General features: G+C 71.9%; 14 protein-coding genes. 5 read left to right on the top strand and 9 right to left on the bottom strand.

The annotated features are described in order from the left end of the window. Nucleotides 1–78 precede the first annotated feature (78 nt). Nucleotides 79–1311 (top strand): L,D-transpeptidase, encoded by a 1233-nt coding sequence (locus EEW87_RS05050; RefSeq protein WP_123091943.1) that lies wholly within the window; start codon nt 79–81, stop codon nt 1309–1311. Between the two features lie 6 nt (nt 1312–1317). Here EEW87_RS05050 and EEW87_RS05045 read toward each other — a convergent pair whose 3' ends face one another. The 6 genes from EEW87_RS05045 to ctaE are packed head-to-tail and all read right to left on the bottom strand — an operon-like array spanning nt 1318 to nt 7328. Further along, nucleotides 1318–1701: a metallopeptidase family protein gene (locus EEW87_RS05045; protein ID WP_240341654.1), complete on the bottom strand. Its 384-nt coding sequence runs from the start codon at nt 1699–1701 to the stop codon at nt 1318–1320. Further along, nucleotides 1701–2966 (bottom strand): multidrug effflux MFS transporter, encoded by a 1266-nt coding sequence (locus EEW87_RS05040; protein WP_240341653.1) that lies wholly within the window; start codon nt 2964–2966, stop codon nt 1701–1703. The genes EEW87_RS05045 and EEW87_RS05040 overlap by 1 nt, the downstream gene beginning before the upstream one ends. Nucleotides 2967–2995: 29 nt before the next feature. Continuing rightward, nucleotides 2996–4723, bottom strand: coding sequence for a cytochrome bc1 complex cytochrome b subunit (gene qcrB / locus EEW87_RS05035; protein WP_123091942.1), 1728 nt, complete (start codon nt 4721–4723; stop codon nt 2996–2998). Beyond that, the gene (qcrA, locus tag EEW87_RS05030; protein ID WP_123091941.1) at nt 4723–5847 is read right to left on the bottom strand and encodes a cytochrome bc1 complex Rieske iron-sulfur subunit; all 1125 of its coding nucleotides are present in this window, start codon (nt 5845–5847) and stop codon (nt 4723–4725) included. The genes qcrB and qcrA overlap by 1 nt, the downstream gene beginning before the upstream one ends. Nucleotides 5848–5883: 36 nt before the next feature. Continuing rightward, a complete protein-coding gene (gene qcrC, locus EEW87_RS05025) occupies nt 5884–6675 on the bottom strand; it encodes a cytochrome bc1 complex diheme cytochrome c subunit (RefSeq protein WP_068275252.1) in 792 nt (263 codons plus the stop codon). Between the two features lie 47 nt (nt 6676–6722). Further along, the gene (ctaE, locus tag EEW87_RS05020; RefSeq protein WP_068275255.1) at nt 6723–7328 is read right to left on the bottom strand and encodes an aa3-type cytochrome oxidase subunit III; all 606 of its coding nucleotides are present in this window, start codon (nt 7326–7328) and stop codon (nt 6723–6725) included. A gap of 144 nt (nt 7329–7472) precedes the next feature. Here ctaE and EEW87_RS05015 point away from each other — a divergent pair, with 144 nt between their 5' ends. Together EEW87_RS05015 and trpD are read left to right on the top strand one after the other, a co-directional pair. Continuing rightward, nucleotides 7473–7958 carry a response regulator gene (locus EEW87_RS05015; RefSeq protein WP_068275258.1) on the top strand — a complete coding sequence of 162 codons (486 nt, stop codon included), beginning with the start codon at nt 7473–7475 and terminating at the stop codon, nt 7956–7958. Nucleotides 7959–7961: 3 nt separating this feature from the next. Further along, nucleotides 7962–9047: an anthranilate phosphoribosyltransferase gene (gene trpD, locus EEW87_RS05010; protein WP_123091940.1), complete on the top strand. Its 1086-nt coding sequence runs from the start codon at nt 7962–7964 to the stop codon at nt 9045–9047. Between the two features lie 39 nt (nt 9048–9086). Here trpD and EEW87_RS05005 read toward each other — a convergent pair whose 3' ends face one another. Both EEW87_RS05005 and EEW87_RS05000 read right to left on the bottom strand, forming a co-directional pair. After that, complete coding sequence (locus tag EEW87_RS05005; RefSeq protein WP_068275261.1) at nt 9087–9368, bottom strand: Lrp/AsnC family transcriptional regulator; 282 nt, start codon at nt 9366–9368, stop codon at nt 9087–9089. Continuing rightward, on the bottom strand, nt 9365–11080 hold the full coding sequence (locus EEW87_RS05000) for a DEDD exonuclease domain-containing protein (protein WP_123091939.1): 1716 nt from the start codon (nt 11078–11080) through the stop codon (nt 9365–9367). Before EEW87_RS05000 ends, EEW87_RS05005 begins: the two co-directional genes overlap by 4 nt. Nucleotides 11081–11145: 65 nt before the next feature. Here EEW87_RS05000 and EEW87_RS04995 point away from each other — a divergent pair, with 65 nt between their 5' ends. Together EEW87_RS04995 and EEW87_RS04990 are read left to right on the top strand one after the other, a co-directional pair. Next, a complete protein-coding gene (locus EEW87_RS04995) occupies nt 11146–12162 on the top strand; it encodes a DUF2332 domain-containing protein (RefSeq protein ID WP_205473775.1) in 1017 nt (338 codons plus the stop codon). 216 nt (nt 12163–12378) lie between these two features. Further along, nucleotides 12379–12648, top strand: coding sequence for a hypothetical protein (locus EEW87_RS04990; RefSeq protein ID WP_068275271.1), 270 nt, complete (start codon nt 12379–12381; stop codon nt 12646–12648). A gap of 51 nt (nt 12649–12699) precedes the next feature. Here the strand turns inward: EEW87_RS04990 and EEW87_RS04985 are convergent, their stop codons facing one another. Then, on the bottom strand, nt 12700–14487 hold the full coding sequence (locus EEW87_RS04985; RefSeq protein WP_372456484.1) for an AMP-dependent synthetase/ligase: 1788 nt from the start codon (nt 14485–14487) through the stop codon (nt 12700–12702). Nucleotides 14488–14507: the final 20 nt, after the last annotated feature.

Raw genomic sequence — 14507 nt, 5'->3', positions numbered from 1 at the left:
GGGTCGAGGTCGCCGCGGCGTCGTCGTCCGAGGACCGGGCCTGCAGGGGCCGCACGAGCAGGGGAGAGGGGCACCTCGATGAGCAGGGGAGCGAAGGGCGGCCGCTGGGCCGCGTACGGTGCGGCAGCAGGCCTGCTGCTGGCCGGGTGCACGTCGGGGGCCGAGGGCACCGGGACGGCGGGCGCGACGGGCTCGGGCACGAGCGGGTCGACCGACGGGCAGACGTCCAGCACGACGTCGGCACCCGCCCGGCCCGCCCGGCTCAAGCTCTCACCTGCTGACGGGGCCCGTGACGTCATGCCCGACCAGCCGGTGACCGTCCAGGCGATGACCGGGCAGCTCGACGGCGTGACGGTGCGCACCGCTGGCGGGAGCGCGGTCGAAGGACGCGTCACGGGCTCGCAGTGGAAGAGCACGGGTCGTCTTGCGCCGGGGTCGAGGTACTCCGTGACGACGCGCAGCACCGGCCCGGACGGCGTCGAGCGCACCTCGCGCTCGACCTTCCGCACCCACGAGCCCGCGGTCACCGCGACCTACGGGATGGTCTACGACGGGCAGACCGTCGGCGTCGCGATGCCGGTGAGCCTCCAGTTCGACTCCGCCGTGACCTCCGCCCGCTACCGTCGCGCGATCGAGAAGGCCGTCACGGTGACGACCTCGCCGCGCACGCAGGGGTCGTGGGGGTGGCTCGACGACCGCCAGCTCATGTGGCGCCCGAAGAGCTTCTGGAAGCCCGGCACGACGGTCACCCTCGACGCCCCGCTCACCGGCTTCCAGACCGGCGAGGACAAGTGGGTCGGCAGCGACGTCTCCGGCACGATGACCATCGGTCGGGAGCAGCTGACGACGGTCGACATCGCGAAGCACCGCCTGCGCGTCACGCGTGGCGGCGAGACGGTGCGCTCCTTCCCCGTCTCCAGCGGCAAGCCGGGCCCGCAGACCGAGACCCGGTCGGGGATGAAGGTCGTCATCGGCAAGCAGGCGGAGATGACGATGGACTCCGAGACGATCGGGATCCACAAGGGCGAGCCGGGCTACTACAAGATCGACACCGACTGGAACGTCCGGGTGACCTGGACGGGGGAGTTCCTGCACTCCGCGCCGTGGTCGGTCGGCGCGCAGGGCTCGAGCAACGTCTCGCACGGGTGCGTCAACCTCGCGCCCGCCGCCGCTCGCTGGATGTACGAGAGCTCCATCCCGGGCGACCCGGTGGACTTCACCGGCTCCTCGCGGGAGTTCCAGCCCACCGAGGGCATCGGGGTGTGGCAGTACGACTACGCCGGGTGGCAGGAGCAGAGCGCCCTGCGCTGATCGGGGCTAGCCCCAGCCGAGGGCGTGGAGGCGGGCGTCGTCGATCCCGAAGTGGTGCGCGATCTCGTGCACGACGGTGATCGCGACCTCCTCGCGCAGCTCGTCGAGGTCCTCGCACATCCGGGTGAGCGGCCCCCGGAAGAGGACGACCCGGTCCGGCAGCGACCCGGCCGCCCACCAGGCGTCGCGCTCGGTGAGCGGGGTGCCGAGGTAGATGCCGAGCAGGTCGCCCGCCTCGTCGGGGGGCAGCGTGGGGTCGAGGTGCTCCTCGGTGGGCTCGTCCTCGACGAAGATCGCGAGGTTGTCGGCCATCCGCATGAGCTGCTCGGGCACGGCGTCGAGCGCCTCGTGCACGACCGTCTCGAAGGTCGCGTCGTCGACGGCCTCCACTACGCTGCCGCCTGCTCGGTCGCCGGCTGCGGACGCCGGTCGGGGTCGGCCCACCGGTGCAGCCACCACAGGGCCACCCCGAGGAGCAGCAGGCCGAGGCTGGTCGAGGTGAAGGCGAGCATCGACACCCCGGCCAGCGGCGCGACGAGACCGGCGAGCGCGGAGTTGAGCAGCAGCATGAGGAAGGTGCTCACGGACGCGGCGGTGCCCCGCGCGCGCGGGAAGGCGTCGAGCAGGGCGATCTGGTAGACGGGCAGCGACAGACCGGTCGCGAAGGAGACCATGACGAGACCGACGAGAGCGTAGGGCATCTGCGCCGACGTGCCCGGGGTGGCGGCGAGGACGGCGGCCACGACCGCACCGGTGACGGCGACGACCTGGGCGCTGGCGACGAGCCGGGGGCCGGGCACGCGCTCGGCGAGCCGTCCGCCGACGAAGGAGCCGCTCACCATCGCGACGACCATCGGCACGAAGAGCTGCCAGAAGTCCTGCTCCCCGAGCCCGAGGATCTCCACGACGACGATCGGTGCCCCGGCGATGTAGAGGAACTGCGCGGCGAAGGAGAAGGCGTTGGCACCGCACAGGACGAGGAAGCGTCCGTCTCGGGCGGCCGCGGCGACGTTGCCCAGGACGCTCCCGACGCGAAGGGGGGTGCGCCGCTCGACGGGGTGGCTCTCGGGCAGGAGGAGCACGACCGCGGCAGCGATGAGGACACCGAAGAGCGCGAGGAACCAGAAGATCACCGGCCACGGGCCGAGGTGGAGCAACCAGCCGCCGAGGAGGGGGGCGATCGCCGGGCCGACGCCGAAGACCATGGCGATGACGCTCATCAGCTGCTGGGCCCGGGGTCCCTCGTAGAGGTCACGCACGACCGTGCGCGAGACGATGGTGCCCGCACCCGCCGAGGCGCCCTGGAGGGCGCGGCACAGCAGCAGGACGGGCAGCGAGGGGGAGAGGGCGGCACCGACGGAGGCGAGGGCGTAGACGACCGCCCCGCCGACCATGACGGGCTTGCGCCCCACCGCGTCGCTCAGCGGGCCGTGGAAGAGGCTCATGGCGGCGAAGGAGAGCAGGTAGACGCTGACGACCTGCTGCAGCGCGGTGCTGCCGACACCGAGGTCACGGCCCATCTGGGTGAAGGCGGGGAAGGGGGTGTCGATCGACAGCGGCCCGAACATGCCGAGCACCGCGAGGACGACGACCATGACCGCCACCGGCGCGCTCGAGGCCGCCTGGGCACGACGAAGGGGCCCGGAGGTGGTCACCTCCGGGCCCCCTGCGTCGGGATGGCCGCTCAGCGCTCGCCGGCCTCGACGGTGCGCCGCTCCTGCTCCTGCGCCGGCTCGATGGCCTCGTGGCTGCGACCGTCGTGGTGCGCCGCCTCGAGCTCGGCCGGGGTGACGGGGTTGACCGCACCGGAGTAGTAGAAGCGGGACAGCGCCGCACGGGCCTTGCGCTTGCCCGCACCCTTGCGCTCGACGCCGTTGGCGTCGACGCCGGACTCGAGCTCCAGCGGGGTGGCCGGGTCGTGCTGCACGAGCGTCCAGCGGGTGTACGGGTCGAGCGGCTCGTGCACCTCGTGGAAGTCGCCACCAGGGCCACGCACGATGCGACCGGTCTCGCGACCGTGGAGCACGGTCTCGCGGTCGTGACGCTGCAGCGCCAGGCAGATCCGCTTCGTCGCCCAGAAGGCGATGATCGGGCCGACGAAGACGAGCACCCGCAGGATGTGGGTGATGTCGTTGATCGACATGTGGAACTTGATCGCCATGATGTCGTTGCTCGCGGCGAAGAGGAGCACGCCGTAGAAGGTCAGACCGGCCATGCCGATGCCCGTGCGCACCGGACGGTTGCGCGGGCGGTCGAGCAGGTGGTGCTCGCGCTTGTCACCGGTGACCCACGACTCGATGAAGGGGTAGGCGCCCATGACGCCGTACATCACCGGGATGAGCAGCAGCGCGCCGATGGCGACGTTGAGGCTCCACGTGTATCCGAAGGTCGTGAACTCCAGCCAGCCGGGCAGCAGACGCAGCGCGCCGTCGGCGAAGCCCATGTACCAGTCGGGCTGGGCACCGGCGGTCGTCGCGTTCGGGTCGTAGGGCCCGTGGACCCACACCGCGTTGATCTGCACGAGGGAGGACATCAGGGCCAGGGCACCGAAGACGATGAAGAAGAAGCCACCGGCCTTGGCCGCGTAGACCGGCATGACGGGGAAGCCGACGACGTTGTCGTTCGTGCGACCCGGACCGGGGTACTGGGTGTGCTTCTGCAGCGCGACGAGCACGATGTGCGCCGTGAAGAGCGCGACGAGGATCGCCGGGAGCAGCAGGATGTGCACCGAGTACAGGCGCGGGATGATGTCCTCGCCCGGGAAGCCGCCGCCGAAGACCGCGTAGCTGAGGTAGCTGCCGATGACCGGCGCGCTGAGCATGAAGCCCTGCGCCGCGCGAAGACCGGTGCCCGAGAGCAGGTCGTCGGGCAGGGAGTAGCCGGCGAAGCCCTCGATGAGGGCGAGCATCGACAGCAGGCAGCCGATGGTCCAGTTGATCTCACGGGGCTTGCGGAAGGCGCCGGTGAAGAAGACGCGCAGCATGTGAACCGAGAGCGAGACGATGAAGAGCAGGGCCGCCCAGTGGTGGATCTGCCGGATGAGCAGACCGCCCTTGACGTCGAAGGAGATGTCGAGCGTCGAGGCGTAGGCCCGCGACATCTCGACGCCCTGCAGCGGCACGTACGAGCCGTCGTAGATGACCTCGCCGTGCGTGGGGTCGTACCACAGGGTGAGGAAGACACCGGTCAGCAGGCAGATGATCATCGAGTACATCGCGATCTCGCCGAGCATGAAGGACCAGTGGTCGGGGAAGACCTTCTTCATGAGGTAGCCCACGCCCTTGGCGGAGCCGGTGCGGTCGTCGATCCAGCCGGCGACGCCGCCGACCTTCTTCAGACCGGGTGAGGTGGAGGTGCTGCGGGGGCTGTCGCCTGCACGCAGGGCGTCGGCAGGTCGTGCTGTGGTGCTCATCAGGACTCACGCTCCCAGAAGCTCGGTCCGACCGGTTCCTGGAAGGGCTGGTCGGCGACGAGGTAGCCGTTCTCGACGGTGATCTTCAGCTGCGGCAGCGGACGCTTGGCCGGTCCGAAGATGACTTCGCAGTCATTGGTGACGTCGAAGGTGGACTGGTGGCACGGGCAGAGGAGGTGGTGCGTGGTCTGCTCGTACAACCCGACGGGGCACCCGACATGGGTGCAGATCTTGGAGTAGGCGACGATGCCCTGGTAACCCCACTCCTGTGCCTTGCGGCCCCCAGGGGTGTCCTGGAAGTCCTCCGGCTTGAGACGCATGAGCAAGACCGCGGCCTTGCCCTTCTCGGTGAGCTTCTGCGTCCCGTGCTCCTCCAGCAGGCCTTCCGGCATGACGTGGAAGACCGAGCCGATCGTCACCTCGCCGGGACGGATCGGCTTGTTCTCGGGGTCCGTCATCAGGCGGAGCTTCTTCTCCGGCTTGACGATGAGACCGGTCTGCTCGTCACGGCGGCCGTTCCACCACGTGACGGACAGGTCGTTCTTGGGCAGGGGCCCCAGGCTGCCGGCGACCTGGAGGACGAGCGGCAGCGGGAAGAGGGCCATGGAGCCCAGAAAGGCGCCCTTGAGGATCGGACGACGGGTCAGCTGGGCCTTCTCGCCGCCCTCCATCATCGTCTCGACGAAGCCGTCACGGGCCTCCTGGCTGCTGCGCAGCGGGTGGCGCTCCTCGACGCTCTCCTCGTCGGGCATGAGCGTCTTGGCCCACTGGACGGCACCGAGACCGATGCCGAGCAGCGCGAGCGCCAGGCCCACGCCGAGCAGGACGTTCGACAGGCTCGTGCGGCCGACGACGGGCACGAAGGTCTGGGTCTCGACGTCGACGAGGAAGTAGGCGACGAGGAAGATCAGGGTGCCGACCATCGACAGGCCGAAGAGCCCGGCGACGATGCGCTCGGCGCGGCGAGCGGCTCGGTCGTCGAGGTCGGCGGCGCGGTGGACGTGCGGCGGCAGGCCGGGGTTCTCGAAGCGGTCCGGCACCCCGCCGGTGCCCTGCACGTGGCCCTGGTCCAGGCGCACCGCGGTCCCCGCGGTGTGCTCTGACTCGGGAGTGTGGTCGGTCATCGTCTTGGTCCTTCTCTGATCAGTCGTGGCGGGGGCTCAGGCGGACTTCTGCCCGAGCCAGACGGCGGCGGCGACGAGGCCGCCGAGGCCGATCGTCCAGATGAAGAGACCCTCGGGGACGGGACCGAGCGACCCGAGCGGGTTGCCGCCGGGGTTGCCCGCGTCCTGCTGGGCCTGGATGTAGGCGATGACGTCGCGCTTGTCCTCGGGGGTGAGGTTCGCGTCGTTGAAGACGGGCATCGACTGGGGGCCGGTGAGCATGGCCTCGTAGACGTGGCGACCCTCGACGCCCGCGACGGCGGGGGCGTACTTGCCACGGGTCAGCGCGCCACCGGCGCCGGCGGAGTTGTGGCACATGGCGCAGTTGACGCGGAAGATCTCGCCGCCCTTGCCGGCATCCCCCTTCGAGGCGTCGGTGTACTCCTCCTCGGGCACCGCGGGACCGGCGCCGAGGGAGGCGACGTAGGCCCCCATCTGGTCGATCTCCTCCTGGGTGAACTTCACCTGCTCCACGCGGGGGGCCTGCACACCGGGCTTGGCCAGGGGCATGCGACCGGTGGCGACCTGGAAGTCGACGGAGGCGGCGCCGACGCCGGCCAGGCTCGGGCCCTTCTCGTCGATGCCGAGGCCGTTCGTGCCGTGGCACGTCGCGCAGTTGGCGGTGAAGAGCTTCTTGCCCTCGGCGACGTCGTCGACCGAGCTGCGGCTCGTCGCGCTGGCGTCGGCCTGCGAGGGGGAGACCGCGGCGTACGCGGTGCCGGCGAAGAAGAGGCCGAAGAGGATCAGCAGCGCCAGGGCAGCGGGGTGGCGGCGGTTGATCGAGGGCATGCGTCGTCCTGTCCTGGTGGGGGAGTCGGTCGAGGTCATGGCGCTGCTCAGCCCAGCAGGTAGATCGCGGCGAAGAGCGCGATCCACACGACGTCGACGAAGTGCCAGTAGTACGAGGTGACGACCGCTCCCGTGGCCTGGGAGTGGCTGTAGTGCCTCGTCGTGAAGGTGCGGCCGATGATGAGCAGGAAGGCGATGAGCCCGCCCGTCACGTGGATGCCGTGCAGACCGGTCGTGAGGTAGAAGACCGAGCTCCACGCGTCGGCGGACATCGTCACCCCTTCGCTCACGAGCTTCGCGTACTCCGTCACCTGACCGGCGACGAAGACCGAGCCGAAGATGTAGGTGAGCACGTACCACTCACGCATGCCCCACTGGCCGACCTGCAGCAGGCTGCCGGTGCGCGAGGGGATGCCGTCCTCGGCCTTGAGCACGCCGAGCTGGCACCACACCGAGGAGACCACGAGGATCAGGGTGTTGATCGCGGCGTACTGGACGTCGAGGATCGGGACCCGCTCGGCCCAGAGGTCCGGTCGGGTCGCGCGCAGCGTGAAGAACATCGCGAAGAGACCCGCGAAGAACATCAGCTCGCTGGAGAGCCACACGATCGTCCCGACGGAGACCATGTTGGGCCGGCTGACCGGTCCCGTCATGGGGTCCGACGGCAGCGGCGCGGGCGCGGTCGGGGAGAGTGATTGAGCAGTGGCCACGTCGTCATTATGTCCGACGGGGCGGGCCATGTGCGCGCACCCCCCGTGTGACGTGCGGCGAACGGCTCGCGGGTACCATCTGGGCCCATGAGCGCTTCCTCTGCGACGCCCGGCAGCACCGTGGCGACCACCGGTCCCACCGCCGCGGCGCGGCAGGTCACCGTCCTGCTCCACAGCGACGACATCACGGTGCGCGACACCGTCCGCGCGGCGGTCGGCCGTCGACCGGCACGCGACGTCGAGGTCGTCTCCTGGCACGAGTGCGCGACGGCCCCCGCGGTGGTCGAGGCGGTCGATGCCGGCGGCTTCGACCTGCTGATCCTCGACGGCGAGGCGGCCAAGACCGGTGGCATGGGTCTGTGCCGCCAGCTGAAGTCCGAGGTCTACCGCTGCCCGCCCGTCCTCGTCCTCACCGGGCGCCCCCAGGACGGCTGGCTCGCGACGTGGTCGCTCGCCGACGCCGTCGTGCCGCACCCGCTCGACCCGATCGCCCTCGCCGACGCCGTGGCCGCCCTGGCCCGTGGCGGCTCGGACGACGTGGCCCGGCCGGTCGACGGCCCCGACGCGGGCTGACGCGTGACCCAGGTCCCGGCGGCGTCCTCTACGAGCACCGTCCCGGACGAGAGCTGGCCCGACATCCTCACGACCCTCATCGAGGGCGAGGACCTCACGACCCAGCGCGCCCGCTGGGCGATGGACCAGGTGATGGCCGGCGAGGCCGACCCGATCGCCGTCGCCGGCTTCCTCGTCGCGCTGCGGGCGAAGGGGGAGAGCGTCGCCGAGCTCGAGGGTCTCGTCGACGCGATGCTCGCGCGCGCCGTGCGCATCGACGTGCCCGGTGAGACCGTCGACATCGTCGGCACCGGTGGTGACCGGCTCAACACCGTCAACATCTCGACGATGTCGGCCATCGCGCTCGCCGGCGCCGGGCTCACGGTCGTCAAGCACGGCAACCGTGCGGTGTCGTCCTCGTCCGGCTCCGCCGACGTCCTCGAGCGGCTCGGCGTATCGCTCACGCTCTCGCACGACGCGGTCCGTGCGGTCGCGTTCGAGGCGGGCATCACCTTCTGCTTCGCCAACGCCTTCCACCCCTCGATGCGGCACGCCGCACCGGCCCGCGCCGGGCTCGCCGTGCCCACGGCCTTCAACCTGCTCGGTCCGATGACGAACCCGGCGCAGCCGCGCTACTCCGCCATCGGTGTCGCCAACGCGCGCTTCGCCCCGCTCATCGCTGGGGTCTTCGCGGCGCGCGGGCGCGAGGCCGTCGTCTTCCGCGGCGAGGACGGCCTCGACGAGCTGAGCCCCGCCGGGCCCTCCCAGCTGTGGTGGGTGCACGACGGCGAGGTCACCCCCGGACGCGTCGAGCCGGAGGACGTCGGGGTGACCCGGCGCTCCCTGGCCGAGCTGCGCGGCGGTGACGGCGCCGCCAACGCCGAGGTGGCCCGGGCCGTCCTGCGCGGCGAGCAGGTGCCGGCGCGCGACGCGGTGCTGCTCAACGCCGGTGCGGCGCACGCCCTCGCGAGTGCCGGCGGCTCCGCGGTCGAGGACCCGGTCGCTGCCATCGCGCGCTCGGTCGAGACGATCGCCGAGGTCCTCGACGACGGGCGGGGCGAGGCCGCGCTCGGTCGGTGGGCCGAGGCCAGCCGCCGTCTCGCGGGCTGACGAACCCCGCCGGAGCGGGTGCCCGGTGCGCCCGCGGGCTCAGCCCTCGAGGCCGAGGCTGAAGGCCGCGTCGAGGTCGTGACGGCTGTAGGTGCGGAAGGCGATGTGCGTCGACGTGCCGATGATGCCCGTGACCTTGTTGAGCCGGTCGGCGATGACGTCGTTGAGCTCCTCGTGCTGGCTGACCCGCACCATCGCGATGAGGTCGGCGTCCCCGGCGACGGAGTAGACCTCGCTCACGCCGTCGATCTCGGCGATGCTCTGCGCGACCTCGGGGATGCGGTCGACGTCGGCGTTGATGAGGACGATGGCGGTGATCACGACGCCCAGCCTAGGGCAGGGGCCAGCTCGTCCTGCGCCGCCGCGGCGCCCCCCACGGGGCAGGTCCACGTGCCCTCGATGTCGACGACCCGGGTGCCCGGCTCCTCGAGCCAGCGCAGCAGCAGCTCGGTCTCGTCGGGCAGGGCGGAGTCGCCCGGGACGGCCGGCGGGGGCACGACCTCGGCGCTCGCGCGCAGGGCCTCGACGTAGGGCATCGGGTCGGCGCCGCGCGGGGCGCTCGTGCTGCCGGCCAGGCGCCCGTGCCGGATGCACACGAGGTCCCACCCGCCCACCGGCGAGCGCCGGGCGGCGACGAGCTCGGCCGTCGCGAGCAGGGGGCTCGCACGCTGGCTGCGGGCGACGCCGCGCACGAGCGCCGCGAGCCGGTCGCGCACGGTGCCGGCGTCCTCGTAGCGCTCCTGCCCGGACAGCTCGCTCATCCGGGCCTGGAGCCCGGCGAGGACGGGACGGGCGTCGCCGCGCAGCGCGGTGCGGGCCTGGGCGACCGTGCGGCCGTAGCCCTCGACGTCGACCCCGCCGATGCACGGAGCGGCGCAGCGGCCCATGTCGGCGAGCACGCACGGCGAGCTGCGCCGGGTCGGGCTGATCCGCACGAGGCACTGCCGCAGCGGGACGACCTCGTGCAGGGCCTGGACCGCCTCGTCGGCCGAGCTCTTCGAGCGGAAGGGGCCCATCCACTCCTCGTCGCCGGCGTGCACCCGCTTGACGACGGACAGACGGGGGAAGGGCTCGTCGGTGAGACGGACCCACCACGCCCGCTCGGGGTGCCGGGAGCGGCGATTGTAGCGGGGCTTGGCCGAGGCGATGAGACGCAGCTCGCGCACCCGCGCCTCGAGGGTCGTCGCGCACGGGATCGGGGTCACGGACTCGGCGATGCGCACCATCTCCGACATCCGCGAGCGCTGCTCGGAGGCGGTGAAGTACGAGCCCACCCGGGTGCGGATGTCGACGGAGACCCCGACGTAGAGCGGGCGGCCCTGGCCGTCCTTGAAGACGTAGACGCCGGGCACGTTGGGCAGGTCGCGGGCGAGGTGGCGCTTGCGGCGCTGCTCGGGGGTGACCCGGCTCGTGTACGACGCGAGCTCCTCGAAGGTCGTCACGCCGAGCGACCCGAGCCGGCCGATGAGCCCGTGGAGCACGTCGACGGTCGCCCGCGCGTCGTGCAGCGCGCGGTGGTCGGGGGTCGTCGTCGCCCCGAAGGCGACCGCCAGCGTCGAGAGCTTGTGGTTGCGCACCTCGTCGCGCCGCATCACCTGACGGGCGAGGTGGACGGTGTCGAGGACGTCGTGGCGCGGCCACGGCATCTCGGCGGCGGCGCACGCCGCCTTGAGGAAGGAGATGTCGAAGCGCGCGTTGTGCGCGACGAGGACCGCCCCCTTCGCGAACTCGAGGAAGGAGGTGACGGCGGCCGCCGACCGGGGGGCGTCGCGCACCATCGCGTCGGTGATGCCGGTGAGGCTCTGGATGAAGGGCGGGATCGGCTCGCCGGGGTTGACGAAGGTCTGCAGCTCGCCGATCACCTCGCCGCCGCGCACCTTCACCGCGCCGATCTCGGTGATGCCGCAGTCGCGCGGCGAGCCCCCGGTGGTCTCGAGGTCGACGACGACGAAGGTGACGTCGCGCAGGTCGGTGCCCAGGCCGAGCGTCTCCTGCACGGCCAGGGCCGGTGCACGTGTCGCCTCGGTGGTCATGGGTCGAACCGTAGGCAGAGCCGGTGACAACGCCACGGACGACACACGGGACCTAGCCTGATCGGGTGCTGCCGACGAGCGACCTCACCCAGACCGCGGACTTCTACCGCTCCTTCGCCCGCGACCAGGCGACGGGGGAGTCGGCCACCTACGTCGAGTGGGGCGAGGGGGTCGCGGCCGACGAGGAGCTCCTCGGCCGTCTCGCCGAGCTCGAGCCGCCGCGGCGCCAGCCCAACCTGCTCTTCGCCGCGGCCCGCTGGCACGGCGCGCCCGCGCCCGGCGGGTACCGCCCGATGCGCGACCTCGTGCTACGGCAGTGGCCGCAGGTGAGCGCGACGATGCGCCGGCGCTCGACCCAGACCAACGAGCCGGGCCGGTGCGCGACGCTCCTGCCGGTGCTCGCCGAGATCGCCGACGGCGCGCCGCTCGCCCTGCTCGAGGTCGGCGTGAGCGGCGGGCTGTGCCTCTACCCGGACCGGTACGCCTACCGCTACCTCGACGAGGACGGGCACGAGGTCGCCGAGGTCGGCGAGGGCAGCCCGACCTTCGAGTGCGTCGTCGACCCCGTCGCCGCCGCTCACCTGCCGGACGCGTCACCGCACGTGAGGTGGCGCGGCGGCCTCGACCTCTCACCGCTCGACGTCACCGACCCGCAGACCCTGGACTGGCTGCGCGTGCTCGTCTGGCCCGAGGACGTCGCCCGGCGCGCGCGTCTCGACGAGGCGGTCGCCGTCGTCGGCCGTGAGCCCCGGACGACGGTGCGGGGGGACGCGGCCCGCGACCTCGGTCCTCTCATGGCCCGCGCCCGCGAGGAGGCGCCGGATGCCCGGCTCGTCGTCTTCCACACGGCGGTCGCGGCGTACTTCGACGATGCCCTACGGGCGGCCTGGCCGGAGCAGGTGGCGAGGCTGTGCGCCGAGCACGACGCGGTGTGGGTGAGCAATGAGGGGCCGACGGTGCTCCCCGGGGTGGCCGCGTCGGCGGCCGCTCCGCCGCCGAGCGCCCGGCACTTCTGCCTGGGCGTCGACGGGCGGGCCCGGGCGTGGACCCACGGCCACGGGCGCAGCCTCACCTGGGTCTGACCGGTCTGACGAGGTGCGCCGGGTCGGACCGGTGTGCCGGGTCCACCGGGTCCGGTCCGGTCTCGCCCCCTCGGGCAGCGGGCGAAGGGGGTGCCGCCCCCCTCGGGCGGACGTCCACCAACGCTGTCGGTGCTCGCTCGTAGCGTGCGTCGTGCCTGGTCGGACGACCGGGCGAGCACGAGCACACCGGGTCGAAGCGACGCACAGGAGGACACGATGAAGCCAGACGTCATGCGTGTGGACTGCCGCACCTGCCCCGTCCAGGGGATCGGGTGCGACGACTGCATGGTCACCGCCCTGCTCGACCCGCGCTCCGCGGGCGTCGAGCCCGAGCTGGCCGGGCAGGTGCCGCTCGACGCGGCCGAGCGAGAGGCGGTGGGGCGCCTCGTCGCCGCAGGGCTCGTGTCGGCGGGCACCGCCGACCGCGCCGTCGCCCAGCGCGAGCCGTGGTCGCAGTGGGAGCTGCTGCACCGCGGGGTGGGCTGAGCCGGGACGGCCGCCCGACGCGCCTCGACGGGCGAGGTGCGTCGTGACGGGTCAGCCGTAGAGCGCCTCGACCTGGTCCTCGTAGTCGCGCATGACGACGTTGCGCTTGAGCTTCAGCGAGGGGGTGAGGGTGCCGTTCTCCTCGGTGAAGTCCTCCTCGAGGACCGCGAACTTGCGGATCGACTCGGCCTTCGAGACCGCCTTGTTCGCGTCGTCGACCGCACGCTGGATCTCGGCGAGCACCGTCTCGTCGGTGCGAGCCTGGGCGACGGTGATCGCGCCGAGACCGTTGTTCGCGGCCCAGCCGGGGAGCATCTCCTCGTCGATCGTCACGAGCGCGGCGATGAAGGGCTTGCCGTCGCCGACGACCATGCACTGGCTGACGAGCGGGTGGGCGCGCAGGCGGTCCTCGAGCACGGCCGGGGCGACGTTCTTGCCGCCCGCGGTCACGAGGATCTCCTTCTTGCGGCCGGTGATGCGCAGGTAGCCGTCCTCGTCGAGCTCGCCGAGGTCGCCGGTGTGGAACCAGCCGTCGACGACCGCCTCCGCGCTCGCCTGCTCGTTGCCGCGGTAGCCGCGCAGGACGTTGAGGCCCTGCACGAGGATCTCGCCGTCCTCCTCGATGCGTACCGAGACACCGGGCAGGGGCGGGCCGACCGTGCCGATCTTGACCTTCTCCGGGATGTTGACGCTCAGCGGTGCGGTCGTCTCGGTGAGCCCGTAGCCCTCGAGGATCGTCACGCCGACGCCGCGGAAGAAGTGACCCAGCCGGGTGCCCAAAGGGGCGCCGCCGGACACGGCGTACTGGACCCGACCACCCATCTTCGTGCGCAGCTTCGCGTAGACGAGCTTGTCGAAGACGGCGTGCTTGATCTTCAGACCCAGCGGCACCGAGCCCTTGTCGAGCGCCTCGGAGTACGCGACGGCCGTGTCGGCGGCGCGCTCGAAGATCGCGCCCTTGCCGTCGGCGGTCGCCGTCTCGTTGGCCTTGTTGTAGATCTTCTCGAAGACCCGGGGGACAGCGAGGATGAAGCTGGGCTGGAAGGCCTGGAAGTCGTCGAGGATGTTCGCGATGTCGGCGCTGTGGCCCATCTTCGCCTCCGCGGTGACGCACAGGACCTCGATGAAGCGGGCGAAGACGTGCGCGAGCGGGAGGAAGAGCAACGTCGAGGCGCCGTCACGGGCGACGACGTCGCCGAGCTTGGCGATGGCGTTCTCGGCCAGCCCGAGGAAGTTGTCGTGGGTGAGCTCGCACCCCTTCGGCCGACCGGTCGTGCCCGAGGTGTAGATGATCGTCGCGAGGCTGTCGCGCCCGGTCGCGTCGAGACGCGCCTCGAGCTCGGAGTCCTCGATCTCGGCACCGCGCTCGCTCACCGAGGTGAGGTCGCCGTTGTCGATGACCCACGTGTGCTGCAGCGTCGGCACGCCGTCGGCGACCTGGCGCACCGTCGCCGCGTGGGCGGCGGTCTCGACGACGAGGGCGCTCGCCCCGGAGTCGGCGATGATCCACTCGACCTGCTCGGCCGAGCTCGTCTCGTAGATCGGCACCGGCACCGCGGCGGCCATCCACGCGGCGAAGTCGACGAGGGTCCACTCGTAGCGGGTGCGCGCCATGATCGCGACACGGTCGCCCGGCTCGATCCCGGCGGCGACGAAACCCTTGGCCAGACCCCGGACGTCGTCGAGGAACTGCGACGTCGTGACGTCGCGCCACGACCCGTGCTCCTTGATCGCGAAGGCCACGCGCTGCGGCGCGTTGTCGGCGTTGCGCTGGGGCAGCCGGCCCAGGGAGTCACGAGGATCTCCCTCGACCAGCCGGGGCATCACGCTGTCTTGCACGGGATCTCCTTCGTCGACGA

Origin of the sequence: Janibacter melonis (genome assembly GCF_003721155.3) — a bacterium.
In the GTDB taxonomy this organism is placed as follows: Bacteria; Actinomycetota; Actinomycetes; order Actinomycetales; family Dermatophilaceae; genus Marihabitans; species Marihabitans melonis.
Note: the sequence above shows the minus strand (reverse complement) of the source record. Positions and strands in the feature narration are given on the sequence as shown.

Excerpts from the sequence above, each read along its gene's own strand:
- EEW87_RS04990 (WP_068275271.1), top strand. The coding sequence starts at position 12,379 with ATGAAGCCAGACGTCATGCGTGTGGACTGCCGCACCTGCCCCGTCCAG.
- qcrA (WP_123091941.1), bottom strand. The coding sequence starts at position 5,847 with ATGACCGACCACACTCCCGAGTCAGAGCACACCGCGGGGACCGCGGTG.
- qcrB (WP_123091942.1), bottom strand. The coding sequence starts at position 4,723 with ATGAGCACCACAGCACGACCTGCCGACGCCCTGCGTGCAGGCGACAGC.
- EEW87_RS05050 (WP_123091943.1), top strand. The coding sequence starts at position 79 with ATGAGCAGGGGAGCGAAGGGCGGCCGCTGGGCCGCGTACGGTGCGGCA.
- EEW87_RS05015 (WP_068275258.1), top strand. The coding sequence starts at position 7,473 with ATGAGCGCTTCCTCTGCGACGCCCGGCAGCACCGTGGCGACCACCGGT.
- EEW87_RS05000 (WP_123091939.1), bottom strand. The coding sequence starts at position 11,080 with ATGACCACCGAGGCGACACGTGCACCGGCCCTGGCCGTGCAGGAGACG.
- qcrC (WP_068275252.1), bottom strand. The coding sequence starts at position 6,675 with ATGCCCTCGATCAACCGCCGCCACCCCGCTGCCCTGGCGCTGCTGATC.
- ctaE (WP_068275255.1), bottom strand. The coding sequence starts at position 7,328 with ATGACGGGACCGGTCAGCCGGCCCAACATGGTCTCCGTCGGGACGATC.